The following is a 23,689-nucleotide window of genomic DNA, read 5'->3' on the forward strand; positions in this document are numbered from 1 at the left end:
GATGTTGTTGGGTAAAAAATCGTTTCGCTGGCTGTTGGTCTTGGGGGGATTGGCTGCCCTCGTGTTGGGGCTGAGTGCCTGTGGTGCCCGAGAGGAGGCCGGTGCGGCTGACCGTCCTGAGTTGGTGGTGTACAGCTCTCGGATTGAACAGCTGATCAAACCGATTTTCGATGACTTTACCGCCGCCACGGGGATTCCCGTGCGCTATGTTACCGACGCCGATGGGCCGCTGTTGGCCCGGCTGAAGGCCGAGGGCGACAACTCCCCGGCAGACGTCCTGATTACCGTCGATGCCGGGAATCTGTGGCAGGCGGCCCAGCTCGATGTACTCGAGCCAATCCAGTCGGCCGTGCTGGACAAAAATATCCCCCCTGCGCTGCGCGACGCCGAGGGCCGTTGGTTTGGCTTTTCCATTCGTGCGCGCACCATTGTCTACTCCACAGACCGGGTTGATCCCGCTGAGCTTTCTACCTATGCCGCATTAGCCGATGAGAAATGGTCCGGGCGGCTGTGCTTGCGCACCGCGAAGAAGGTCTATAACCAGTCTCTGGTCGCGACCATGATGGTGGCTCGCGGCGAGGCCGAGACCGAAAAAGTGGTCCGTGGGTGGGTTAACAATTTGTCGGTGGCGCCCTTTGCCAACGACGTCAAAGTGGTTGAGGCCATTGCCGCCGGACAGTGCGATGTGGGCCTGGTAAACACCTATTACCTAGCGCGGATGCTGCAGGAGAACCCCGATCTGCCCGTCGGCTTGTTCTGGGCAAACCAGCAGGGTGAGGGCGCCGATGGCCGTGGGGTACATTTGAATATCTCTGGGGCAGGCATTACCCGGGCGAGTCGCCACAAAGCGGAAGCGCAGCAATTGCTGGAGTGGTTGTCTGGTGCGGAGGCTCAGTTCGACTTTGCCAGTCTGAATCAGGAATTCCCCGTCAATGATCTGGCTAAACCGTCGCCGCTGATTCAGCAGTGGGGCGAGTTCAAAGGGGATGATATTCCGATCAGCGAGGCCGGCCGCCTGCAGGGAGATGCAATCCGGCTGATGGATCGGGCAGGCTATCGCTAGTGGCCGAGCTCGCCCGCGCTGAGCCTCTGTCCCGATTTTCTGCACTGCCCACCGGCCGCTGGGCCCTCCGCGCTGGCGGCATTTTGGCTGTGCTGGCGGTGTTGGCGCCGGTGCTGGTGGTGGTCTTTAGTTGGTCCAGTTCCGAAACGGAAGTCTGGCAGCACCTGATTGCGACGCAACTTGGCACCCTGCTGGGCAACACCCTGACCCTGATGGTGGGTGTGGCGCTGTTGGTCAGTGTGATCGGCGTCAGTTTGGCCTGGTTTGTGGTGATGTACGAATTTCCGGGGCGCCGGGCCTTTGAATGGCTGTTGATGCTGCCGATGGCCGTGCCCGCCTATGTGATGGCCTTTGTCATATTGGGGGTGTTCGATTTTGGCGGTCCCCTGCAAAGCTGGTTGCGTGACGCGGTGGGGCCCCAGTGGGGGCGCTTTGATGTGCGCAGCGACTTCACCGTGATCCTGGTGTTCAGCCTGGTTCAGTATCCCTATGTTTACATGCTTGCTCGCAGCGCATTTTTATCCCAGAGCAGCGACACGATTGAGGCCGCCCGGGTGCTGGGCTGCAGTTCGCGCCAGGCGTTTTTCCGGGTGGCGCTGCCCATGGCCCGGCCGGCGATTATCGCCGGTGTCAGTCTGGCCGTGATGGAAACCCTGGCGGATTTTGGCACGGTGGCGGTATTCAATTACGACACCTTTACCACGGCGATTTATAAAGCCTGGTTCGGCTTTTTTAACCTGCAGGCGGCGGCCCAGCTCGCTTCCATCCTGTTGTTGTTTGTGGCGCTGATGCTTTATGGCGAGCGTCGCACCCGGGGGCAGCGGCGCTTTGTTCAGGGCGCGCGCTTGCAGCATCGCCACCGGGTGGCACCGTCGGCGAAGTCGGCCTGGCTGCTCAGCGGTTTTTGTGCGCTGGTGCTGTCGGCGGCCTTTGTTCTGCCGCTGGTGCAGTTGTTGAATTGGACCTGGCGGCAAGGGGCGGCCCAGATCAATAGTCGCTTTGTCGATCTGGTGCAGCACTCCCTGTTGCTGGCGGGGATGGCCGCGCTGCTGACCGTGGTGTTGGCTTTGGTGTTGGCCTTTAACCGCCGTTTGCCCGGTAAGCGCTCCTTTTTTGCCGCAGCCCAGCTTGGGTACGCGCTGCCGGGGTCGGTGCTGGCGGTTGGGATCATGCTGTCGTTCACCTTTCTGGATAATCGCCTGCTGATACCACTGCAGAATGCGCTGGGTGTTTATCCCCGGCCGCTGTTAATGGGTGGCATTCTGAGTTTGGTGGCGGCTTACTGTATTCGTTTTTTGGCGGTGGCGAGTGGGCCGGTCGAGTCTAGTCTGGAGCGCATTCGGCCGAGCTTGCCTGAAGCCGCCCAAACCTTGGGCACTCGCCCCCGGCAATTGTTGAATCGCATTTTTCTGCCGATGCTCAGGCCGGGACTGCTCACCGCCCTGGTGTTGGTGTTTGTCGATGTGATGAAGGAGATGCCGGCCACCCTGCTGTTGCGGCCCTACGGCTGGGATACCCTGTCGGTGCGCATCTTTGAGTTGACCTCGGAGGGGCAGTGGCAACTGGCGGCGCTGCCCGCGCTCAGTTTGATTGCGGTTGGCTTGGCGCCGGTGGTGATCAGTATTCGTCGGAGCCGCTAACGGCCCTCTTTGTTAGTGATTTTGCCTGGCCGGTTTGTAATTCCATGGCGCGGCGGTAAAATGCGCGAAATTCTTCCATCTCCAGTCGAGGACCCGACGATGAGCAATACCCCCAGCGAACTGAAGTACGCCAGCAGCCATGAGTGGGCCAGGCTGGAAGCGGACGGTACCGTCACCGTGGGCATTACCGACCACGCGCAGGGTGCTCTGGGTGACGTGGTGTTTGTGGAGCTGCCCGAAGAGGGCGCTGAAGTGGGCGCCGGTGAAGAGGTTGCGGTGGTGGAGTCGGTGAAAGCGGCGTCCGATATTTACGCGCCGGTCAGCGGTGAAGTGATTGCCGTGAACAGCGAGCTGGAAGAGTCGCCAGAGACGGTCAACGAGTACCCCTACAGCGATGGCTGGTTTTTCCGGATTCAGCCCAGTGATCTGTCCGAGCTGGATAACCTGCTCGATGCTGATGCCTACGACGAGCAATGCGGCGACTGAGACAGCGCTCGCAGTCAGGCATAAAAAAACCGGCACTGCCGGTTTTTTTATGCCTGCTGGATGATCTCAATCCCGCAAACTAATGATGGGCCAGCCCTTTTCGGAGGCAACAGCGGCGAGCCGCTCGTCGGGGTCGACGGCAACCGGATGGTCGACCTCGCTCAGCAGCGGCAGGTCATTATGGGAATCACTGTAAAAATAGCTGCCGTTGAGGGTGGCGTTGTTGGCCGCCATCCACTGCTCAAGGCGGGTGACTTTGCCGTGCTGAAAGCAGGGGAGGCCAGTGGGCTTACCGGTATAACGGCCGTCCACCACTTCGGCCTGACTGCCCAGCAACACCGCAATGCCGAGGGCGCGGGCGATCGGCCCGGTGACAAAGTCATTGGTCGCTGTGATGATCATCAGCGTATCACCGGCCTGCCGGTGCTGCTCAACGAGGGCCGCGGCCTTGGGCAGCATCATTGGCTGGATGTGGCTGGCCATAAATGCAGCGTGCAGCGGAATCAGCTCCTGCACCGTTTTGCCGGCCAGTGGCGCCAGGGCAAAACCCAGGTAGGCGTCAATATCGAGGCCGCCTTCGCAGTACTGGCGATAAAACTCGTCGTTTTGGCGGCGGTGGTAGTCCGGGTTGACTAAGCCCTGCTCAACCAGGAATTCGCCCCAGGCGTGGTCGCTGTCGCCTCCCAGCAGGGTGTTGTCGAGATCAAAAATTGCTAATGCCATGATGTGTTCTAACGTTCAGGAAGGCCGAGCGGGCTTGCGTGGCGCAGTCTATCATCTGCCGAGTGCGAATTCCCAGGCCAAGGAATTTGTGGAACAATACAAAGTAAATCTTTGATTCTTTTAGCAGGAATGGCAAGTGATTGATTCAGATGGCTTTCGCCCCAACGTCGGTATCGTGCTTGCGAATGCGCAGGGTCAGGTGCTGTGGGCGCGTCGGGTCGGTCAGAATGCCTGGCAGTTTCCCCAGGGGGGAATCAATCAGGGTGAATCCCCCGAAGCCGCCTTGTACCGCGAGTTGTATGAGGAGGTTGGGCTCGGCGAAAACGATGTCGACCTGCTGGCCTGCACCCGTGGCTGGCTGCGCTACCGACTGCCCCAGCGCCTGGTCAGAAAAGAGAATAAGCCGCTGTGTATTGGCCAGAAACAGAAATGGTTTTTGCTGCAGATGCGGGCGGCGGACGAAAAGGTGAGTTTTCACCACGGTGACAAGCCCGAGTTCGATCATTGGCAGTGGGTCAGTTATTGGTATCCGCTGGGTCAAGTTGTCGCCTTTAAGCGCGAGGTGTATCGCCGGGCAATGAAAGAGCTGGCCCCTCGCCACGTGCGTCTGGTGCGAGATGCCGGAGGTACGCAAGGATGATGCTGGAGGCCCTGCGCAGCATTGTTCAGGCAGTTAACTCTGCCGGCGATTTGCAGACGGCCCTGAATCTGATTGTTGGCCGGATCGCCGAGGTGATGGGCACGGAAGTGTGCACGGTGTATCTACGCGACCCGGAATCCGGCCGCCTGATCTTTATGGCTAACCAGGGTCTGAATCCGAAGCTGATCGGCAAGATCAGCCTTGGCCCCGACGAAGGTCTGGTCGGCCAGGTGGCACGGCGCGAAGAGCCGTTGAACCTGGAACACGCTGAAAAGCATCCCAACTTCCTCTATCTGCCAGGCATCGGCGAAGAGCAATATCACTCCTTTTTGGGTGCGCCCATTATTCATCAGCGCCAGGTCCTTGGGGTGCTGGTTGTCCAGCAAAAAGACAGCCGCCGTTTTGACGAGGACGAAGAAGCCTTCCTGGTGACCATGTCGGCCCAGTTAGCCGGGGTTATCGCCCATGCCCGGGCAACGGGATCCATCGGCCCTGCCAAGAGTGCGGTCAGGTCTTCCGCCAGTTTTAAAGGGATAGCCGGCGCGTCGGGCATCGGTATTGGTGAGGCCGTTGTGGTGGTGCCGCTTGCCGATTTACATTCGGTGCCGCGTCGCGAGGCAGACGATGTCGAGTATGAATTGCAGGCCTTTGAGAGTGCCCTGGATTCCGTTCGCGAAGATGTTCGCCTGCTTAGTCAGCGCGCCTGTACACCCAGCTTTCGCCAGAAGAGCACGCCCTGTTTGATGTTTATCTGCGCATGCTGGACGACAGTGCCTGGATATCGGAAGTTAACAACGTGATTCGCGGTGGTGAGTGGGCCCAGGGCGCACTGAGCCAGGTAATGTCGGATCATGTGCGCACCTTTGAAATGATGGATGACGCCTATTTCAAAGAGCGGGCGACGGATATTAAGGACCTCGGCCGCCGGGTGCTGAGTTATCTGCAAACCGCCAATGTTGAGCCGGTCGAGTATCCCTGCGACACCATTTTGGTGGGTGATGAACTGACCGCGTCCATGCTGGGCGAGGTGCCCAGAGAAAAGCTGGTGGGCATGGTGTCGGTGAAGGGGTCGAGCAACTCCCACGTGGCGATTCTGGCGCGGGCGATGGGGATTCCCACCGTGATGGGGGCCAGCGACCTTCCCTACACTCGGATTGAGAACGCCACACTGATTGTGGATGGCTACAATGGCGCCGTGCACTACAACCCCTCGGCAGAGGTGCTCGCTCATTTCAGGGCGGTGTCCGAAGAGGATTACGCCCTCAGTCAGGGCCTGGAAACCCTGCGGGATTTGCCCAGTGAAACCCTGGACGGCCACCGGGTGCCGCTGTGGGTAAACACCGGTTTGATTGCCGATGTGGCTCGCTCGCTGGATCGCGGCGCCGAAGGGGTAGGGCTGTATCGGACAGAGATTCCCTTTTTGCTGCGCGAGCGCTTTCCCAGTGAAGAAGAGCAACGGGCGATATATCGCGAACAGTTGCTGGCGTTTGCGCCGCTGCCGGTCACCATGCGCACCCTGGATATCGGCGGCGATAAATCGCTGCCTTATTTCCCTATCGAAGAGGAAAACCCCTTCCTGGGTTGGCGTGGTATCCGGGTAACCCTCGATCATCCGGAAATTTTCCTGGTGCAGGTGCGGGCCATGCTCAAGGCCAGTGAGGGCCTGAACAATCTGCGCATTATGCTGCCCATGATCTCCAACGTGCAGGAAGTGGATGAGGCGCTGCAGCTGATACATCGTGCCTACAACGAGCTGCTTGAAGAGGGGCTGACCATCGCGCTGCCGCCGATTGGGGTCATGGTTGAGGTGCCAGCGGCAGTGCACCAGTCACGGCAGCTGGCCCGTCGAGTGGACTTTTTGTCAGTTGGCTCCAACGACTTGACCCAGTATCTGTTGGCCGTTGACCGTAACAACACCCGGGTGGCGGACCTGTATCACGCCTATCACCCGGCGGTGCTCAATAGCCTCAAAGCGGTGGTGGAAGCGGCTCACCTTGAAGGGAAGCCGGTGGGGATTTGCGGCGAGCTTGCCGGTGATCCCGGTGCGGTGCTGCTGTTGATGGCGATGGGCTATGACATGCTGTCCATGAATGACAGCAGCCTGCTCAAAGTGAAGGCGGTGATTCGCAGTGCCCGCTTTGCCGATCTGCCGCCCCTGCTGGATTCGGTGATGATGGCGGACTCTGCGGAAGAGGTGAAAACCCTGCTACGTGCGGCCATGTCTGAGGCCGGCATGGAGCGACTGCTACAGCCGGTAGATTCCCGCTGACATTGTCAGCCTCACCCTTGACCACCACTCTGAATGAGATGCTTGATAACTGGCAGCCTGCGCTGGTTGTTGTCGTAGTTTTGCTCCCAGAACAGGCTCTCGCCGCTACGCATTTGAAAAATGACGCTGCTGGTGCGGGTGCCGTATTCTGGGAGTGACACAAAGCGCCGGGACAGTTCGCGCAGTTGCGAGTCTTGGCAAGCTTCGCTGATCTCGCTGTCCTGGAGCATGGCGATCAATGCTGCGGCGTCACTGTCATTCTCCAGGCAGGTGCGAAAGTCGCTGAGCCCTTTGGCGCGCTTTTTGTTTTCCTCATGCCGGGGCACGTTGCCCACGGCTATTTCGCCGGCCTCGGCAGTTTCCCAGCCGGGGCTGACATTGTCTGTGTAACAAAGGTGCTGGCCGTCACTGGCGATAAAGTTAAATGGCCGGTAGCGGGACTTGGCCGATTCCAGCTCGGCAAGAAACGTTTCGGCGGGCTGCTCGCTTAATAAAAAATCCCTGACCAGGTTGCCTCGGCTCTGCTCGCCGCTGTGGGGCTGCTGGCGCAGGTTGGTGACCGCCGCGAAGCGGCCTGCGCGGCTCAGGCCCATCCAGCTGCCGCCAAATTCTTTGTCCCGACCGGCAAAAATATGGGGTGCATCCGGCCAATAGTGAGCGCTTTCGGTGGGGCGGGAAAAGAACTCGTCGCGGTTAGCGGCGACAATCAGGCGTGTCTCCTGCTGTGGTTGCCAGGACAACATGATCAAGCACATGGGATTTCACTGTCGTTTGCGGAGTCGGCTGGTCATAATAGCAGCTTTGCCTGGAGTCGCTTTTGCTTCTCAGTGTTCTTTTGTCTCCCCTGGTTGGGGCGGCGGCAGGTCTGTCGGCGGGGATGTTTGGCGTCGGTGGTGGGTTGGTGATTGTGCCGGCCCTGGTGCTGTGTTTTGCCGCGCTGGGTGTTGCGCCCGAGATCATTATGCCGCTGGCGCTGGGGACCTCTCTGACCACCATTGTGGTGACCTCAATCAGTTCCGTTCACGCCCACCATGCGATGGGTAACGTGGATTGGTTGGTCTGGCGTCGCCTGTCGCCCGGCATAGTGGTTGGGGTAGTGGTTGGGGTGCAAACGGCTGCCAGTCTGCCAGCAGGTATCATGAAGACGGCCTTTGGCCTGTTTGCATTGATTATTGCGGCGCAGATGGCATTTCAGCTGCAGCCGGCCGGCAAGCGAAATTTGCCGGGTCGAACCGGGCTGTCCCTTGCAGGCACAATCATCGGCTTCTTTTCTGCGCTATTTGGTATCGGCGGCGGCTCGCTCACCGTGCCCTTTTTGAGTTTCTGCGAAGTCAGAATGCAACAGGCGGTTGCGACGGCAGCGGCTTGCGGTTTGCCGATTGCGGTTGCGGGGATGCTGAGCAATATCGCCGTGGGATTTTCTGTTCAATCGCTGCCCAAATTTAGCACGGGCTTTGTATACTGGCCGGCGGTTTTGGGCATCGTCATCGCCAGCGTTCCCTGTGCAAGAATGGGTGCGCGGTTGGCGCAGCGCCTGCCGCCGCTGGTGCTCAAGCGGTGTTTTGCCGGATTTCTTTGTGTGATCGGCATCTTCTTTTCACTGGGAGCTTAATCTGCATGTTGATGCACCCCAATATTGATCCGGTCGCGGTCAAGCTTGGCCCCCTGTCAGTACACTGGTACGGTCTGATGTACCTCGGCGGCTTTATTGCTGCCTGGGCCATTGCGAGAATGCGCACCCGGCAGCCCTGGAGTCCGATCAAGGCCGATCAGATAGAAGATCTGATCTTCTACGGCGCTGTCGGGGTAGTGCTTGGTGGTCGTCTTGGCTATGTCCTGTTCTACAATTTCCCCCAATTTCTCGCCGACCCCCTGTGGCTGTTCCGGGTATGGGAAGGCGGTATGGCCTTTCATGGCGGCCTGCTTGGGGTCATTGTTGCGGTGGCGCTGTACGCCCGGCGTATCTCGGTGTCGGTATATGCCTTGTGGGATTTTATCGTGCCGCTGGCGCCGATCGGCCTTGGCCTGGGGCGGCTCGGTAATTTTATCGGTCAGGAATTATGGGGGCGCCCCTCAGATGTGCCCTGGGCGATGGTGTTCCCCCACGACCCCTCCGGTCTTGCGCGTCACCCCTCACAGCTGTACCAGTTTGCGCTGGAAGGGGTGGTGCTGTTTGCTATTGTGTTTTGGTACACCCGCAAACCCCGGCCCAGGCTGGCGCCAGCCGGTCTGTTTTTGCTTTGCTATGGCTGTTTCCGCTTCCTGGTGGAGTTCGTGCGGGAGCCTGATCAGCATATTGGCTATGACGCGCTGGGCTGGGTGACCCGGGGGCAGGAGTTGAGTTTGCCGATGATTGTGGTTGGCGCGGTATTGATGGTGCTGGCCTATCGCCACGCTGGTAATGGGCCTTCGACGTCATCTGCCCGGGCCGATAGAGGATAAGTAATGAAGCAGTACCTGGAATTGGTAAAAGATGTGCGGGACAACGGTGTGGATAAGGCCGACCGCACTGGGGTTGGTACCCGATCGGTGTTTGGGCGGCAGTTGCGCTTCGATTTGCGCGAGGGGTTTCCCTTGCTCACGACGAAGAAGGTCCACCTGCGTAGCATTATTTATGAGCTGCTGTGGTTTCTGCAGGGGAGTTGCGACAACGACTGGCTGCGGGAGCGCGGTGTCACTATTTGGGATGAGTGGGCTCTTGAGAACGGCGATTTGGGTCCGATTTACGGCAAGCAGTGGCGGAGCTGGGCGTGCCCCGATGGCTCGAGTGTTGATCAGATCAGTGAAGTGATCGAGATGATCAAGCGCAAGCCGGATTCCCGGCGCCTGCTGGTTAATGCCTGGAACCCGGCGGATCTGCCGGACGAAACCATTAGCCCGCAGGATAATGTTCGCCAGGGCAGGGCGGCGCTGCCGCCCTGTCATACGCTGTTTCAGTTTTACGTGGCTAACGGTCGGCTGTCTTGTCAGCTCTACCAGCGCAGCGCCGATCTGTTTCTCGGTGTGCCTTTCAATATCGCCAGCTACGCATTGTTGACCCATATGATTGCCCAGCAGTGCGATCTGGGTGTGGGTGACTTCGTTCACACCTTTGGCGATTGCCACCTGTATTTGAACCACCTGACCGACGATATTGTGGAAGAGCAGTTGCGGCGCGAGCCCCGGTCGCTGCCCCAGCTGGAGATCAGGCGGCGTCCGGCATCGATATTCGAATACGACTACGAGGATTTTGAGGTGCTTGGTTACGACCCGCACCCCGTCATTAAGGCCCCGATTGCGATATGAGTAATGCGCCAACCCTCGAGCCCCGAATAGCCATGATTGTGGCGATGAACCAGGATCGCGTTATCGGCGTTAACAATACCTTGCCTTGGCATCTGCCCGAAGATCTCAAGCACTTCAAACAGTTAACGATGGGTAAGCCGATTGTGATGGGCCGCAATACCTGGGACTCCATAGGCAAGCCCCTGCCGGGCCGGACCAATATTGTGGTCACTTCGCAATCCTCTTGGCATGCCGAAGGCGCCCTGCGCGCAGCTAGCCCTGAACAGGCGATGGCGCTTGCCGCTGCAGAAGCGGCGCGTGCTGGAATTGACGAAATTTTCATTATCGGCGGTCAGAAAATTTACTCAGCGCTGCTGAATCGCGCAGAAAGAGTTTACCTGACCGAGGTTGAAGTCGATGTGGAAGGGGACGCCTGGTTTCCTGAGTTGGAGTCAACTTCCTGGCAAGAGGTAGATAAGATTTGTTACCCGAAAGTGGAGGGGCAGCGCCCCGCATTCTGCTTCAAAGTGTTACAGCGAGTTTAGTGTTTTTCCTTTATTTGTAACATTCCGAGAGTACTTATAAAGTAAAATCTCCTCTCGGTAACTCGCTTATTTGTTACCTTTTTATGCCAAAGTGTTACGCAAATTCTCGTTGAGTGTAACTCGATAAGAAGCCCGAATTTACTGAGTTTGCAGATTACGAAACATTTAGTTTTGTCGTTGATTCTTTCAAGAGCACATGATTAAAATAAGGCCCGCTGTAATAAATGCACGGTCTGCGGACTGAATCTTACGGCTCGAAGAAGATAATAAGCTCTGCTTTCACTAAACGTCCCAAATAGGAAAAGCAATCCCCATGAAAACGCATCGATTGAAGACAATCGCGCTGACGGCCGCTGCCACTTTTGCGCTGCTGGCCGGATCGCCGGTTTATTCAGCTGAAAAGGCTGATCCCGAAGCTGCTGCAGCGCCCAAGCCGAAGCCTTTGGTTCCGGTAAGTGCTGTAGTGAAGGTTGGCGAAAAGCGAGTTGACGCCGCCAAGAAATCCCAAGCTCGTATTGATCGCCTGGCTGCAGAAACAGGTGACCTGCTGCAAGACTATAAAACAGTAATGAAGCAGGTAGACGGCTTGCGCGTCTATAACGCTCGTCTGGAAAAGCAGATTGCCGGTCAATTGCGCCGTCTTGCCAGCCTGGATAAATCCATTTCTGAGGCGACGGTCATCCAGCGCCAGATCACGCCGCTGCTGATTCGCATGATTGACGGTCTTGAGCAGTTTGTTTCTCTGGACGTGCCGTTCCACAAGGAAGAGCGTGAAAAGCGGATCGAATTCCTGCGGGCCAACATGGATCGCTCCGATATCACTATCGCTGAGAAATTCCGTCAGGTTCTGGAAGCCTACAAAATTGAAAACGAGTACGGCCGCAAGATCGACAGCTACAAAGGCGTGGCTGAGGTTGAGGGTTCCGAGCGCAACGTAAACTTCCTGCGTATTGGTCGCATTGGTCTGCTCTATCAAACAACCGATGGCAAAGCGTCAGGTGCCTGGGATAAAGAGAAGGGTGCTTGGGTTGCTCTGGACGAGGGCGACTACCGTGGCGCCATCCAGAAGGGCCTCCGCATTGCTAACAAGCAGGCCTCTATCGACATCATGAAACTCCCGATTCCGGCTCCGGAGGCAGTAAAATAATGAAACCTAATTTCTTTAAAGCCGCTGTATTCGCGGTTAGCGGAACTATCGCGTCCATGGCGATGCCGGCAATGGCTGCCGACGAAGCTTCGTCGCTGGACGAGCTGCTGAAAAAGGTTGAGGCTGGCTACGCTGCTGATGCAAGAGAAGCTAAAGCCCGTGAGCAGCGCTTCATTGCTGCGCGCTCTGAGCAGCAGGCCATGCTGGCAAAAGCCAAGCAAACGCTGAAAAACGAAGAGAATCGCTCTGCTCAGTTGGAAGGCACCTTCGAAGAAAACGAAGCCGCCATCACTGAGAAGCAGCGCGCTCTGAAAGAGCGTCTGGGTACCTTGACTGAGCTGTTCGGTCACTTGACTTCAACCGCTGGTGACCTGCGTAGCAACTTCCAAAACTCGCTGATCAGCGTGCAATTCCCCAACCGGGAAGAGTTCGTTACTCAGCTGATCGATAAAATGTCAGGCGCTGAAGAGCTGCCCAGCATCGAAGAAATCGAGCGCATGTGGTTTGAGATGCAGCGCGAGATGACCGAGTCTGGCAAAGTCGTTAAATTCGACACCACTGTCACCACTGCCGACGGTCAGAAAGAAGACCAAACCGTGGTACGTGTTGGTACTTTCAACCTGGTAAACGCCGATGGTGAATACCTGCAGTACGTGCCCGAGACCGGTGCTCTGCAAGTATTGGCGCGTCAGCCTTCTGGCCCTTACATGGGCTGGGCGGAAGACCTGGCCTCTGCCAGCTCTGGCATGACTGCCTTCGGTGTTGACCCTACTGGTCCTACGGGTGGTTCTTACCTGGCGGCGCTGATCGACAGCCCCACTCTGAGCGAGCGTTGGCATCAGGGTGGCGTGGTTGGTTACGTGATCACCGCTGTTGGTGTGCTGGCCATGTTGATTGCTATCTGGCGCCTGGTGGTGCTGTCTATCGAAGACATGAAGGTAGCCAAGCAGCTGAAGAGCGGTCAGGCAATGACCAACAACAGCCTGGGTCGCGTACTGAAAGTGCATGAAGAGAATCCCTCTATGGATTCCGAGACCCTGGAACTCAAACTCAGCGAAGCAATTTTGAGAGAGACGCCCCGTCTGGAGCGCTCACTGAACCTGCTCAAAATCATCGCTGCTGTTGCGCCTCTGCTGGGTCTGCTCGGTACCGTTACCGGTATGATCATCACCTTCCAGGCTATCACCATCTTCGGTGCAGGTGATCCGAAAGCGATGGCAGGCGGTATCTCCGGTGCACTGGTAACTACCGTACTGGGTCTGATCGTGGCGATCCCGACCGTTCTGCTGCACACCTTCGTAAGCGGCCGTGCTAAGAAAATCCTGCACATCCTGGATGAGCAGAGCACCGGCATCATCGCTGAGCACACAGAAGGAAAGGCGGGGTAATAAACCATGTACCAACTGAATGAATGGATAGACATCATTCGTCGGTTCATGGACGCAGGTGGCGATGTTCTGTGGGCCATCGCCGCCCTGACCTTCGTGATGTGGACGTTGTCTATCGAAAGAGTTTGGTATTACAAGTTTGGGCTGTCGAAAGACGTCGACGCAGCAATTAAGTCCTGGGAAGCGCGCTCTGAAAGAAAAAGCTGGAGCGCTCACCAGATCCGTCAAAAGCTCATCTCTGAGGTATCGCTGAAAATCGATGCCAGCCTGCCGATGATTCAGACCATGGTGGCACTGTGTCCACTGCTGGGTCTGCTCGGTACGGTAACCGGGATGATCGAGGTGTTTAACATCATGGCGGTCACGGGCGGCGGCGACGCTAAATCGATGGCTGGAGGTGTTTCGAAGGCAACCATCCCGACTATGGCGGGAATGGTCGCAGCCCTGTCAGGTGTGTTTATCAGCACCTACATCAAGGGGATTGCGGGCCGCGAAAGCGAGCTTTTGGAAGACCATCTGACAACCGATCACTAAGAGAAATAACATGAGCAGAAAAAAGAGAGCCGGAGCCGAGGAGTCCTCGGGAGAGATAGATTTGACGCCGATGCTCGACGTCGTATTTATCATGCTGATTTTCTTCATTGTTACTGCGTCTTTCATCAAAGAGGCGGGCGTTGAGGTCAACCGACCTGAAGCGTCGACAGCTAACAAGAAGGACAATGCCAACATTCTGATCGCGGTGACCGCGACAAACGAAATATGGATCGACAAGCGTCGGGTAGATAAGCGCGCAGTTCGCTCAGTTGTAGAGCGTATGCATGCGGAGAACCCGAAAGGCGCCGTGGTTATTCAGGCTGATAAAGGCTCGAATACCGACACGGTCGTTTCGGTTCTGGACTCCAGCCGCGCGGCTGGTGTTTACGATGTTTCTTTGTCCACGGAAGACAGCTGATCGATTATGAGCATTCGAATCCTAATCGGTGCCGCACTGGCATTTTTGATAACAGCCGCGCTGTTTATCATCATGCCGTATCTGATCGAATCAGCTGACAAAACGTTGGATGAAAAGCCGCGTACCAAGCTGGCTGACATTCAGATGCCGGACACCGAAATAGACGTAAGAAAAGACAGTAAGCCTGAAAAGCCGAAAGTGCCTGATGAGCCGCCGCCGGATATGGCGCCACCAGAGATGGATGATGCTAATCCCGATCTGGAAGCGGTTAACATGACACCTTCTGCGGAGTTCAATCTGACCAACGAGACGGGCGGTTTGTCGGCCTCTGACGGTGAGTATCTGCCAATCGTTAAGGTTGCGCCGATCTACCCACGTCGTGCCCAGTCCCGCGGTGTCACCGGTTACTGTACAGTGGAATACACTGTAACCAAGGCCGGTACCACCCGTGACATCGTTCCGGTGGATTGTGATCCCCCAGGCTACTTTGAGCGTGCTTCTGTAAAGGCCGCAGAGAAATTCAAGTATAAGCCGCGGGTTGTTGACGGTGAGCCCATTGAGGTTCCCGGTATTCAAAACCGCTTCACCTATGAGTTGGAAAAATGATGACTGATTATCACTTGAGTAAACGCATTATGCGTCCGGTGCTGGTCAAGCTGGGTTGTTCCGTGGCTCTCGGTGCAGCGGCGCTGCTGTCGGTCCCTGTGGCCGGCACTGCGCTTCAGCCCATCATGGACGGCGCCGCTTTCGGCGTCGCCCATGCTGCGGAAGAGAAGAAGCCCAAGCCGCCGACTCGGAAAACCCCTGCTATTCGTGCCAAGATCTTCGAGAAATTGAACGAAGCCCAGGTGGCGTCCGAAGAAAAGCGCTACAACGATGCCCTCAAGCACCTCAATGAGCTGCGTGACACCAGTGGTCGCAACGCCTTGAATAGCTATGAGCTGGCTAACTTGTACAACCTCTACGCCTTCGTTTATTTCACCCAGGAGAAGTATGACCTGGCCTTGAAAGCCTACGAAAACGTGGTAAAGCAGCCGGATATTCCGGTCGCGATGGAGCTTAACACCAAGTACACCATCGCCCAGTTGTACTTTGTTTCTGAAGACTACAAGAAAGGGGTTGATACCCTGCTCGAGTGGTTCAAATTCAAGGATCAGCTCGGTGAAGATCCTGGTGCGAACGCCTACGCGTTGCTTGCCCAGGGTTTCTATCAGATTCAAAAATTGGATCTGGCGTTGAAGTACATCGAAGTTGCGATCAAGGACTACCAGGATCGGGGCAAGGTGCCTAAAGAGCAATGGTGGGGGCTGCAGCGGTTTTTGTACTATGAAAAAGGCGATACCAAGCGCGTAATCGCGATTCTCGAAGAGACGATGAAGTACTACCAGAAGAAAGCTTACTGGTTGCAGTTGTCATCAATGTACAACGAGATGAAGCGCGAGAACGAAGCCACTGCTGCGATGGAAGCAGCCTATGAAGACGGCCTCCTGACCGGAGACAAAGAAATCGTCAACATGGGCTACCTCTTCCTCCAGTCCGAAGTGCCCTACAAGGCCGCCAAGGTCATCGATAAGGGCCTGAAGGACGGCAAGGTGGAAGCCTCATCCAAAACTCTGGAAGTGCTAGCTAACTCCTGGCGTCAAGCTCAGGAAGTGAAGAAAGCCATTCCGGTGATGGAAAAGGCAGCGGCCAAGTCCGACAAGGGCGAGCTGTGGTCCCGTCTCGGCAGCGTTTACTTGGATAACGAAGAGTTTTCCAAGGCTGAGCAAGCGATTGAAAATGCGTTCAAGAAAGGCGACCTGAAGCGTCCAGACAATGCCTATCTGGTTTTGGGCATGGCACGCTTTAACCTGAAGGAATACGACGGTGCCCGCCGTGCCTTCAACGAAGCCAAGAAAAGCGAGGACTCCAAGGTGTATGCGGAGAACTGGTTGAAGTTCATGGAAAATGAACTGGCTCGTCAGGAAGCCTTGAAGGACGACATCTGATCGTTACTGGCCAAACTCCACGATAAGGCACCAAAGCGGTGCCTTTTTCGTTTTTGGTGTGCGGCAATTACCCTTCCCCGCAGCTGCCCTGCTGCAAGCCTCGGCAAAAAATTAACTTTTGTTAGGCCTCCGTCATACATATCGAAATATCCTCAAGAGACACTGCCAATGTGAGCTATGATTGGCTGGCGCCGGCGCTTGCCGATGCGCCCTCTAAGCCCGCCTTTGGCGCAGATAATGCATCGCAATTTTCGCTAAGCCCGGGGTTGGTAACACGCCCCTATATGGACGTTGGGCAAGGCTATTGGCCTGACATCGTCGTGTATTCAGTTTCGGACAGGAGCCGATATGACCATTCGAATAGCGATCCATCACAAGACCTCTTACGATTTTGATCGCTTGGTAAAGCTGTCTCCCCATGTTATTCGCCTAAGGCCAGCTCCCCACAGCCGCACCCCCATCCACAGCTACAGTTTGAAAATCGAACCGAAAGAGCACTTCATCAACTGGCAGCAAGATGCCTTCGGCAACTACCTCGCGCGACTGGTTTTTCCGGAAAAGACCAAGCGTTTTTCTGTGGATGTGGAGGTGGTCGCCGACATGACGGTGATCAATCCCTTCGACTTCTTTTTGGAAGAGTACGCCGAACATTTTCCGTTTACTTATCCGGATCAGCTGAAAAAGGAATTGGCGCCCTACCTCGAAAAGCAGGCCCAAGGCCCTTTGTTTGCATCCCTACTCGCATCAATCCCACGCACTAAGCGGCGCATGATCGACTTTATGGTTGAGCTCAATCAGCTCGTCGAGAAAAAGATCGAATATTGCATTCGATTCGAGCCCGGTGTGCAAAAGCCAGAAGAGACACTCAGTTTGGCGAAAGGGTCCTGCCGTGACTCGGCCTGGCTGTTAGCACAACTGTTTCGCCATGTGGGGCTGGCGGCCCGCTTCGCCTCCGGTTACCTGGTCCAGCTCGCGCAGGATGAAAAATCGCTGGATGGCCCGAGCGGGCCGGAGAAAGATTTCACCGATCTGCATGCCTGGTGCGAGGTCTTTGTGCCGGGCGCCGGCTGGATCGGCCTGGACCCCACCTCGGGCTTGTTCGCCAGTGAAGGTCATATTCCCCTTGCCTGTACGCCAGACCCGGTGTCAGCTGCGCCCATTGAAGGGTTCACGGACGAGTGTGAGGTGGAGTTCGGTTACGTCAACGAAGTTTCCCGGGTTCACGAAGATCCGCGAGTGACCAAGCCCTACAGCGAAGACCAGTGGGCAGATGTGTTGGCATTGGGCGATGCGGTGGATAAGGAGTTTGTGGCCAATGATGTTCGTCTGACCATGGGCGGCGAGCCGACTTTTGTGTCGATCGATGACATGGAGTCGGCCCAGTGGAATACCGGCGCCCTGGGTGCCGACAAGTTGCGCTTGGCCAAATCCTTGCTGCTGCGGCTGCGTGACCACTTTGCGCCGCAGGGCTTGCTGCATTATGGGCAGGGGAAATGGTATCCCGGTGAGGAGGTCCCGCGTTGGGCGCTGGGTCTGTTCTGGCGTAAAGACGGTGAGCCGCTGTGGCGGGACCCAAAATGGCTGGCGCGTATCGATCAGGACTACGGTCACGACGTGGCGACAGCCCAGCGCTTTGCCGGCGCACTGAGTAAAGCCCTTGGTATCACCGAAGAATATGTGCAGCCCGCCTTTGAAGACGCCCTCTACTACCTTTTGCAAGAGCAGAAGGTGCCGCCGAATATCGATTTGTTAGCCGCCAAAGTGGATGACGACCTGGGTCGCCGGCGGTTGGCGCGATTGCTTGAAAAAGGTTTGGATAAGCCGACTGGCTATGTTTTGCCGCTGGAGTGGAATGGCTACGCGGGCGGTTGGCAAAGCAGCCTTTGGCCAATGAAGCGCGAGCGTATCATCCTGATCCCGGGTGATTCGCCAATGGGCTTGCGACTCCCTTTGGCGGACCTGCCGCCGGCAGCCGAACATGACGTTCCGGTAGATCGGGATCCTTTTGAGCAGCGCGAGCCCCTGCAGCCCCGTGCGGATTTTCACTTCCCGCTGGCGTCGGCGACGCCGCTAACACCGCAAATGCAAACCTACGAGCCGCCCAAAAAGGCGCCGGCTGCCGACAAAGCAGCGAGTACTAAGGGCAGTCGCAAAGAATGGCGTTACGTGATTCGCACCGCGATGTGCGTCGAGGCGCGGGACGGCAAAGTCCATATTTTCATGCCGCCAGTGACGATGCTGGAAAACTACGTGACCTTGGTGGCGGCCATTGAAGATATTGCTGCCGAGCTAAAAATTCCGGTCATTCTGGAAGGGTATGAGCCCCCCAGAGATCCACGCCTGGAAAAGCTCCTCGTCACCCCAGACCCTGGCGTTATTGAGGTCAATGTGCACCCCTCTAACTCCTGGCGCCAGTTGGTTAATACCACCAATGAGCTGTATGAGGCTGCTCGCCAATGCCGTCTGGGCGCAGAGAAATTTATGCTCGATGGTCGCCACACTGGCACGGGTGGCGGTAACCACATCACTCTCGGTGGGGCCTCGCCGGCGGACAGCCCAATTTTGCGCCGGCCGGACTTGCTGCGCAGTTTGGTCACCTTCTGGCAGCACCACCCGAGCTTGTCCTATATCTTTTCCAGCGCCTTTATCGGCCCGACCAGTCAGGCGCCCCGCGCTGACGAGGGGCGGGACGAAATGCTCTATGAAATGGAGATTGCCTTCCAGCAAATGCCGGAAGGTTTGTCAGACCAGCCTTGGTTGGTGGACCGCTTGATGCGCAACTTGCTGATTGATGTCACTGGCAACACCCACCGGGCCGAATTCTGTATTGATAAGCTTTATGCACCGGGTAGTGCCAGTGGGCGCTTGGGCATTTTGGAATTCCGCGGATTTGAAATGCCTCCCCATAATCGTATGGCGTTGGTTCAGGCGCTGCTGATCCGCACCTTGCTGGCCCGGTTTTGGAAAGAGCCCTATCGCAAACCGCTGGTGCGCTGGGGAACCTCCCTCCATGACAAATTTATGCTGCCCCATTATTTGTGGCAGGACATGAAGGAAGTGGTCGATGACCTGCAGGCCCACGGCTACGATTTTAAACTGGAGTGGCTGCTGCCGTTTGAGGAGTTCCGCTTTCCCCATTATGGCCGGGTCAAGCTGGACGAAATCGAGCTGGAGTTGCGCTGGGCCATTGAGCCCTGGCATGTATTGGGCGAAGAGGTGGGTAGCTTTGGTACCGCTCGCTACGTGGATTCCTCGGTTGAGCGTTTGCAGGTAAGAGTCACGGGGCTGACCGATAGCCGTTATGTGCTTGCCTGTAACGGCCGGCGGGTGCCACTGCGCAACACCGGTCGTCATGGCGAGTATGTTGCCGGGGTGCGCTATCGTGCTTGGGCGCCGCCGTCGGCCCTGCACCCGACCATTGGTGTGCACACGCCGCTGGTGTTTGATTTGATTGATACCTGGAATGGACGCTCGGTGGGTGGCTGTAGTTATCATGTTTCCCACCCTGGTGGGCGTAGCTACGAAACCTTCCCGGTGAATGCCTTTGAGGCCGAATCCCGCCGGGTCAATCGATTTGAAACCATGGGGCACACGCCGGGGCCGTATACGCCGCGGCCAGACCTGGATGCCCTGCGAGAGTTCTTCAATGAGCCGCCACGGCCCATGGCGCCGCCGCCCGAGGAATCGCCTGGGGAGTACCCGCATACCTTGGATCTTCGCCGTCAGGCGAACTGGATTGGCTAGCGCCGGGATAAATTCGGCATAAAAAAGCCCCACTGCAACGGGTTGCAGTGGGGCTCCCGGTATCGACTATGGCTAGCGACGAATTGCCGCGAGATAGACCTCAGCAAACTTTGGCGGACGGCTAATCGATAGCGGAATATTCAGCAGTCGAGCGATCTCCCGCGCCGAAATAATCCCGCGAATCTCATGCTGCTCGCGTTCCACCACCAGGCAGTGCTCATCGCCGTATTGCTTTAATAGGTCGAGTACCTCGGCCACCGTCATGACCTCCAGATCGTGGTAATCCAGCACCTTAAGCCGATCTCGGCGCTGCATCATGTCGGTAACCGTGAGCTCATTGCGGTTATGGCCATTGGCAACCTTCTTGATGAGCTCGTGATCGCTAAGATCCTCAAGGCTGAGAATGCCGACAAACTCCCCCTGGCCGTTTAGCACCAGTTTTAGTCGCTGGTGTGAGCGACGCATGATTTGTTCGGCATCCAGGGCCTTGGTGTCCGCGTCTATGATGGCGGGTTCATGTTGGCGAAAATCGGTGAACACCGATAGTGCCGTCGAGCTCGCGCTCACCTCCTGAAAGTCACTTGGCCAAATCAGGTGATCGGTGCGATCCGCGTTGTACAAGGTAATATTTTTCATAATGTTCGTGCCTGTTTTGATTGCATACACAAACGCCGGGACTATTCCCGGGTTTGAATGGGAGTGGGAATCAAATCAGGGCGGGTGGGGCGCGGATGGCCGGTGAGTGTGTGGGGCTAACGGCCGGGTGTTGATATTGGGCTACGCTCAGCGCGCTTCGCCAGAGCACCGTCGTACAGGTTTGCTGGTTCGCGGCGACATGGTCGTCGCCCTCAAATAGTTTGCCTTTGGATACGGTGACTGCGGTGCCGAGCTGGCTGTCGGCGGCGAATACTTTTCCGGCTTCGTGTTTGCTGCCCACCGCAGTCGAGCCACTGCATAGCAGTGCCAGGCTGAGGATAAGTTGTAGCGCAAACCGGAGGTTCATGGCCATTCCTGAGAGGGGCGCAAAAGGGCTGTTAACGTATTTGATCATACGCCCAAATGTGGGACCTGCACAGCGGCAATAAGCGCCAGACCCTATAGGCGACGAACGACAAATTTGCTGCCGATATATCACAAAAAAATATAGGTATTTCTTTGCAAAATGTAGGTTCGGCAACTAATCTTTTTCAGTAAGAGTGAGTAATAGTGAGGGAGGAAGCCACACCGGAAACTTTGCAAAACGCCTTCTGATCAAGCTGTAAATCAGAGACGAGTGCCCGCGTTTAAATAAGAAAATTGGGAGTTGTCTATGAATATCAAACTAGCTTTCGTTGTTGTGCTATTGGTGCCAATGGTGGCCTGGGCGGGGAGCGCCGAAGTGCCGAAACCGAGGACGGTCGAGAATATTGATATCCGCTATGACCGGCCAAGTCGGCGCTCATCTGAAGAGGCCTTTTGGCAAATTCTGGAAACGCAAATGGCGGAAAAGCTACGCACGGTCGTCCGCGAGCAGATCGCGGTTCCCGATGGCTTGACCATTCATTTTGTCGACAGCCGCGAGGAGGATCTTTACTACGATAATGTCGACAATCAGATTGTGGTGTCCTACCGATTCTTGCCGAGTCTGGAGAAGCAGCTAAAGCGGTTGGATCTTGATATGACCGATGAAGAAATAGAGCGCGCGGCATTGCGCTTCACGCAGGTGGCGCTGCTGTTGGAGTTTTCTTATGCACTGCTTGATAAGGGCGACGTGTTTTATGTCGGCACTGGCCAGGAGCAGGCGTTGCCGTTGATGCTGGTGTTGCTGACCGAGTCAGACAAGATCAGTAATGTCGACACCTTCGAGCTACTCGGCCAGTTTCTGGCAATGACGCAGCAGATTGCCAATGCCGGAGATGACAAGGTCGGCGCATTTTGGCGCAATCGAGGCCTGTTGCCACAGCCGCCTTACGACGAGTTTTGCAGTGTTATTGGCAGCGATCCCACCGTGTATGCCGGCCTGGCGAAGGGCGCAAATTATTCGCCGGCCAGGGTGAAGTCCTGTGTGAAAGAGTTTAGAAACTCCAAGGGAGGGTGGCTTGCCCAGTTGCGCCCCCTGTTTAAAAACAACACGGCATTGGGCAGTCTTTAGTGCGGAGGTATTGCCCACATAAAATGGCCGGGGTGTGACAGCGCATCCCGGCTTTTTCTACATGCGGCTGAGCCTAATGAAAGTCCGCGTCAGCTTAAATGGCTGCGCATCAATTTTGGCAGGCAGCGGTTTACCACCTCGCCAATATAATCCAAAAATAGCGTGCCCATACTGGAACGGAAATGCTCGGGGTTCTTGCTCGCCACCGCGATCACGCCATCCAGCGCGCCGGCTTTAATCGGAATGAGTGCCGCTGAGCCAATATGTTCGGCATGCTTGCCAAACAAAAACCGCAGTTCTTCGGGGCGCAGCACGCCGCATACGGCTTTTCTACTGCGCAGCAGGCCACCGATATTTTTCTGGGCATGTTCGATACTTTCGATACGCAGCTGGCTGCTACCCAGCTTGCTCGGGTCGGCAAACAAAATCAGGCAAGCATAATCCACCGCCTCAAAGTCATTGACCAGGCCGCGGCAGAGCGTATTGCTTAGTTCTTCCGGCCGCTTGGCTTCCAGCAGCGACAAAATCAGGGCCTTGCTCAATTCAAAAATTTGCTCGTTGCGCTGGGCGTTGTCGAGCAGGTTGCTCAGGCGGTTGCGCATATCCATGTTGCGCTCGCGCAGCACTTCTACCTGGCGCTCCAGCAGACTGACCGCCTTACCGGTCTGGTGGGACAGCTTGAGATCCGCCAGAAGATCTTCATTGGCCAGAAAAAAGCCGGGATGATTGCGCAGGTAGCGGGCAACATCGTCTTCGCTGGGCAGTGGGGATTTCTTCTGGCTGGGTGTGTCCACGGTAGGTCCTATAGTTGAATTTGGCCTTCAAAGACCGTTGTTGCGGGTCCGGTCATGATAACGGGGTGGCCTAGCCCCTGCCACTCAATAGCCAGCGCGCCGCCCGGCAGGGTGACCTCAACACAATGATCCAGCTGGCCCTGCACAATGCCACTGACGACGGCGGCGCAGGCGCCGGTGCCGCAGGCCAGGGTTTCGCCCACGCCGCGCTCGAACACCCGCAAGCGGAGTTGGGTGCGGCTGATGATCTGGCAAAAGCCCACATTGACGCGTTGGGGGAAGCGGCTGTGGCTTTCCACAACCGGGCCAACAGTCTCGACCGGGGCGGAGTCCACGTCGGGTACCGACAGAATGACATGGGGGTTGCCCATCGATACCGCGCCGACCTGCCAGTGCACACCATTGACGTCGAGGTCGTAGGTGCTTTGCTGCTCGGGGGCGGTGAAGGGGATGCGCTTGGGGTCGAGAATGGGCTCGCCCATATCCACCCGCACCTGACGATTGTCGGTGACCTCCAGCTCAATGATCCCGGCGAGGGTTTCCACCTTGATGGATTTCTTGCCGGTCAGGCGCTTGTCGCGCACATAGCGGGCGAAGCAGCGGGCGCCATTGCCGCATTGCTCTACCTCGCTGCCTTCGGCGTTGTAGATGCGGTAGCAGAAGTCGACGTCGGGTTGGCTCGGGATCTCGACCAGCAGCACCTGGTCGCAGCCGATACCAAAATGGCGGTCGGCAATCTTACGAATATGGTGGGGTTTGATTTTGAAGCGCTGGGTGATGAGGTCTATCACCACAAAGTCGTTGCCCAGGCCATGCATTTTTGTGAAGCGTAACAGCATCGAAATGTCCATGTATTGCGCCTCGCCGAGGACGCTGAAGGCCGGCCGAAAAAGATTGGCGCGGCCTGAAAGGATG

General features: G+C 56.8%; 22 protein-coding genes and 1 pseudogene. 17 read left to right on the forward strand and 6 right to left on the reverse strand.

Going from position 1 to position 23,689, the window contains the following annotated elements; translation table 11 throughout:
* Position 1 precedes the first annotated feature (1 nt).
* The 3 genes from NCG89_RS11265 to gcvH all read left to right on the forward strand — a co-directional run bounded on the left by NCG89_RS11265 (position 2) and on the right by gcvH (position 3,189).
* Complete coding sequence (locus tag NCG89_RS11265) at positions 2-1,063, forward strand: extracellular solute-binding protein (protein WP_251086636.1); 1,062 nt, start codon at positions 2-4, stop codon at positions 1,061-1,063.
* Positions 1,063-2,703 carry an ABC transporter permease gene (locus tag NCG89_RS11270; protein ID WP_251086637.1) on the forward strand — a complete coding sequence of 547 codons (1,641 nt, stop codon included), beginning with the start codon at positions 1,063-1,065 and terminating at the stop codon, positions 2,701-2,703. Before NCG89_RS11265 ends, NCG89_RS11270 begins: the two co-directional genes overlap by 1 nt.
* A gap of 99 nt (positions 2,704-2,802) precedes the next feature.
* Complete coding sequence (gene gcvH / locus NCG89_RS11275; RefSeq protein ID WP_251086638.1) at positions 2,803-3,189, forward strand: glycine cleavage system protein GcvH; 387 nt, start codon at positions 2,803-2,805, stop codon at positions 3,187-3,189.
* A 66-nt stretch (positions 3,190-3,255) separates the two neighbouring features.
* Here the strand turns inward: gcvH and NCG89_RS11280 are convergent, their stop codons facing one another.
* Complete coding sequence (locus tag NCG89_RS11280) at positions 3,256-3,912, reverse strand: histidinol-phosphatase (protein WP_251086639.1); 657 nt, start codon at positions 3,910-3,912, stop codon at positions 3,256-3,258.
* A 136-nt stretch (positions 3,913-4,048) separates the two neighbouring features.
* On the opposite strand from NCG89_RS11280, the gene rppH reads away from it, so the two are divergent.
* Positions 4,049-4,552: an RNA pyrophosphohydrolase gene (rppH, locus tag NCG89_RS11285; protein WP_251086640.1), complete on the forward strand. Its 504-nt coding sequence runs from the start codon at positions 4,049-4,051 to the stop codon at positions 4,550-4,552.
* Positions 4,552-6,821, forward strand: a pseudogene (gene ptsP / locus NCG89_RS11290) (phosphoenolpyruvate--protein phosphotransferase). Before rppH ends, ptsP begins: the two are co-directional and overlap by 1 nt.
* Before the next feature lie 11 nt (positions 6,822-6,832).
* On the opposite strand, the gene NCG89_RS11295 reads toward ptsP, so the two are convergent.
* A complete protein-coding gene (locus tag NCG89_RS11295) occupies positions 6,833-7,564 on the reverse strand; it encodes an NRDE family protein (RefSeq protein ID WP_251086641.1) in 732 nt (243 codons plus the stop codon).
* A gap of 74 nt (positions 7,565-7,638) precedes the next feature.
* Between NCG89_RS11295 and NCG89_RS11300 the strand changes: the two genes are divergently transcribed.
* The 11 genes from NCG89_RS11300 (at position 7,639) to NCG89_RS11350 (ending at position 19,849) form a co-directional block, all read left to right on the forward strand.
* Entirely contained in the window at positions 7,639-8,433 is a 795-nt protein-coding gene (locus NCG89_RS11300) for a sulfite exporter TauE/SafE family protein (protein ID WP_251086642.1), read from the forward strand.
* A gap of 5 nt (positions 8,434-8,438) precedes the next feature.
* Positions 8,439-9,263: a prolipoprotein diacylglyceryl transferase gene (lgt, locus tag NCG89_RS11305; RefSeq protein ID WP_251086643.1), complete on the forward strand. Its 825-nt coding sequence runs from the start codon at positions 8,439-8,441 to the stop codon at positions 9,261-9,263.
* A gap of 3 nt (positions 9,264-9,266) precedes the next feature.
* A complete protein-coding gene (locus NCG89_RS11310; protein ID WP_251086644.1) occupies positions 9,267-10,106 on the forward strand; it encodes a thymidylate synthase in 840 nt (279 codons plus the stop codon).
* Positions 10,103-10,630 (forward strand): dihydrofolate reductase, encoded by a 528-nt coding sequence (locus NCG89_RS11315; protein WP_251086645.1) that lies wholly within the window; start codon positions 10,103-10,105, stop codon positions 10,628-10,630. Before NCG89_RS11310 ends, NCG89_RS11315 begins: the two co-directional genes overlap by 4 nt.
* Before the next feature lie 313 nt (positions 10,631-10,943).
* Positions 10,944-11,777: a DUF3450 domain-containing protein gene (locus NCG89_RS11320; protein ID WP_251086646.1), complete on the forward strand. Its 834-nt coding sequence runs from the start codon at positions 10,944-10,946 to the stop codon at positions 11,775-11,777.
* Positions 11,777-13,165: a MotA/TolQ/ExbB proton channel family protein gene (locus NCG89_RS11325; protein ID WP_251086647.1), complete on the forward strand. Its 1,389-nt coding sequence runs from the start codon at positions 11,777-11,779 to the stop codon at positions 13,163-13,165. Before NCG89_RS11320 ends, NCG89_RS11325 begins: the two co-directional genes overlap by 1 nt.
* Before the next feature lie 6 nt (positions 13,166-13,171).
* Entirely contained in the window at positions 13,172-13,699 is a 528-nt protein-coding gene (locus tag NCG89_RS11330) for a MotA/TolQ/ExbB proton channel family protein (RefSeq protein WP_251086648.1), read from the forward strand.
* Positions 13,700-13,709: 10 nt separating this feature from the next.
* Positions 13,710-14,117 carry an ExbD/TolR family protein gene (locus NCG89_RS11335; RefSeq protein ID WP_251086649.1) on the forward strand — a complete coding sequence of 136 codons (408 nt, stop codon included), beginning with the start codon at positions 13,710-13,712 and terminating at the stop codon, positions 14,115-14,117.
* Between the two features lie 6 nt (positions 14,118-14,123).
* On the forward strand, positions 14,124-14,723 hold the full coding sequence (locus tag NCG89_RS11340) for an energy transducer TonB (RefSeq protein ID WP_251086650.1): 600 nt from the start codon (positions 14,124-14,126) through the stop codon (positions 14,721-14,723).
* Positions 14,720-16,105: a tetratricopeptide repeat protein gene (locus NCG89_RS11345; protein WP_251086651.1), complete on the forward strand. Its 1,386-nt coding sequence runs from the start codon at positions 14,720-14,722 to the stop codon at positions 16,103-16,105. Before NCG89_RS11340 ends, NCG89_RS11345 begins: the two co-directional genes overlap by 4 nt.
* A 348-nt stretch (positions 16,106-16,453) precedes the next feature.
* The gene (locus NCG89_RS11350; protein ID WP_251086652.1) at positions 16,454-19,849 is read left to right on the forward strand and encodes a transglutaminase family protein; all 3,396 of its coding nucleotides are present in this window, start codon (positions 16,454-16,456) and stop codon (positions 19,847-19,849) included.
* 72 nt (positions 19,850-19,921) lie between these two features.
* Here NCG89_RS11350 and NCG89_RS11355 read toward each other — a convergent pair whose 3' ends face one another.
* Both NCG89_RS11355 and NCG89_RS11360 read right to left on the reverse strand, forming a co-directional pair.
* Positions 19,922-20,485 carry a CBS domain-containing protein gene (locus NCG89_RS11355; RefSeq protein ID WP_251086653.1) on the reverse strand — a complete coding sequence of 188 codons (564 nt, stop codon included), beginning with the start codon at positions 20,483-20,485 and terminating at the stop codon, positions 19,922-19,924.
* 70 nt (positions 20,486-20,555) lie between these two features.
* A complete protein-coding gene (locus NCG89_RS11360; protein WP_251086654.1) occupies positions 20,556-20,852 on the reverse strand; it encodes a hypothetical protein in 297 nt (98 codons plus the stop codon).
* A 306-nt stretch (positions 20,853-21,158) separates the two neighbouring features.
* Between NCG89_RS11360 and NCG89_RS11365 the strand changes: the two genes are divergently transcribed.
* Entirely contained in the window at positions 21,159-21,980 is an 822-nt protein-coding gene (locus tag NCG89_RS11365) for a DUF4344 domain-containing metallopeptidase (protein ID WP_251086655.1), read from the forward strand.
* Between the two features lie 89 nt (positions 21,981-22,069).
* On the opposite strand, the gene NCG89_RS11370 is transcribed toward NCG89_RS11365, so the two are convergent.
* Together NCG89_RS11370 and dapF are read right to left on the reverse strand one after the other, a co-directional pair.
* A complete protein-coding gene (locus tag NCG89_RS11370; RefSeq protein WP_251086656.1) occupies positions 22,070-22,774 on the reverse strand; it encodes a DUF484 family protein in 705 nt (234 codons plus the stop codon).
* Between the two features lie 8 nt (positions 22,775-22,782).
* Positions 22,783-23,613: a diaminopimelate epimerase gene (gene dapF / locus NCG89_RS11375; RefSeq protein WP_251089379.1), complete on the reverse strand. Its 831-nt coding sequence runs from the start codon at positions 23,611-23,613 to the stop codon at positions 22,783-22,785.
* Positions 23,614-23,689: the final 76 nt, after the last annotated feature.

The organism is Spongiibacter taiwanensis (assembly GCF_023702635.1).
In the GTDB taxonomy this organism is placed as follows: Bacteria; Pseudomonadota; Gammaproteobacteria; order Pseudomonadales; family Spongiibacteraceae; genus Spongiibacter; species Spongiibacter taiwanensis.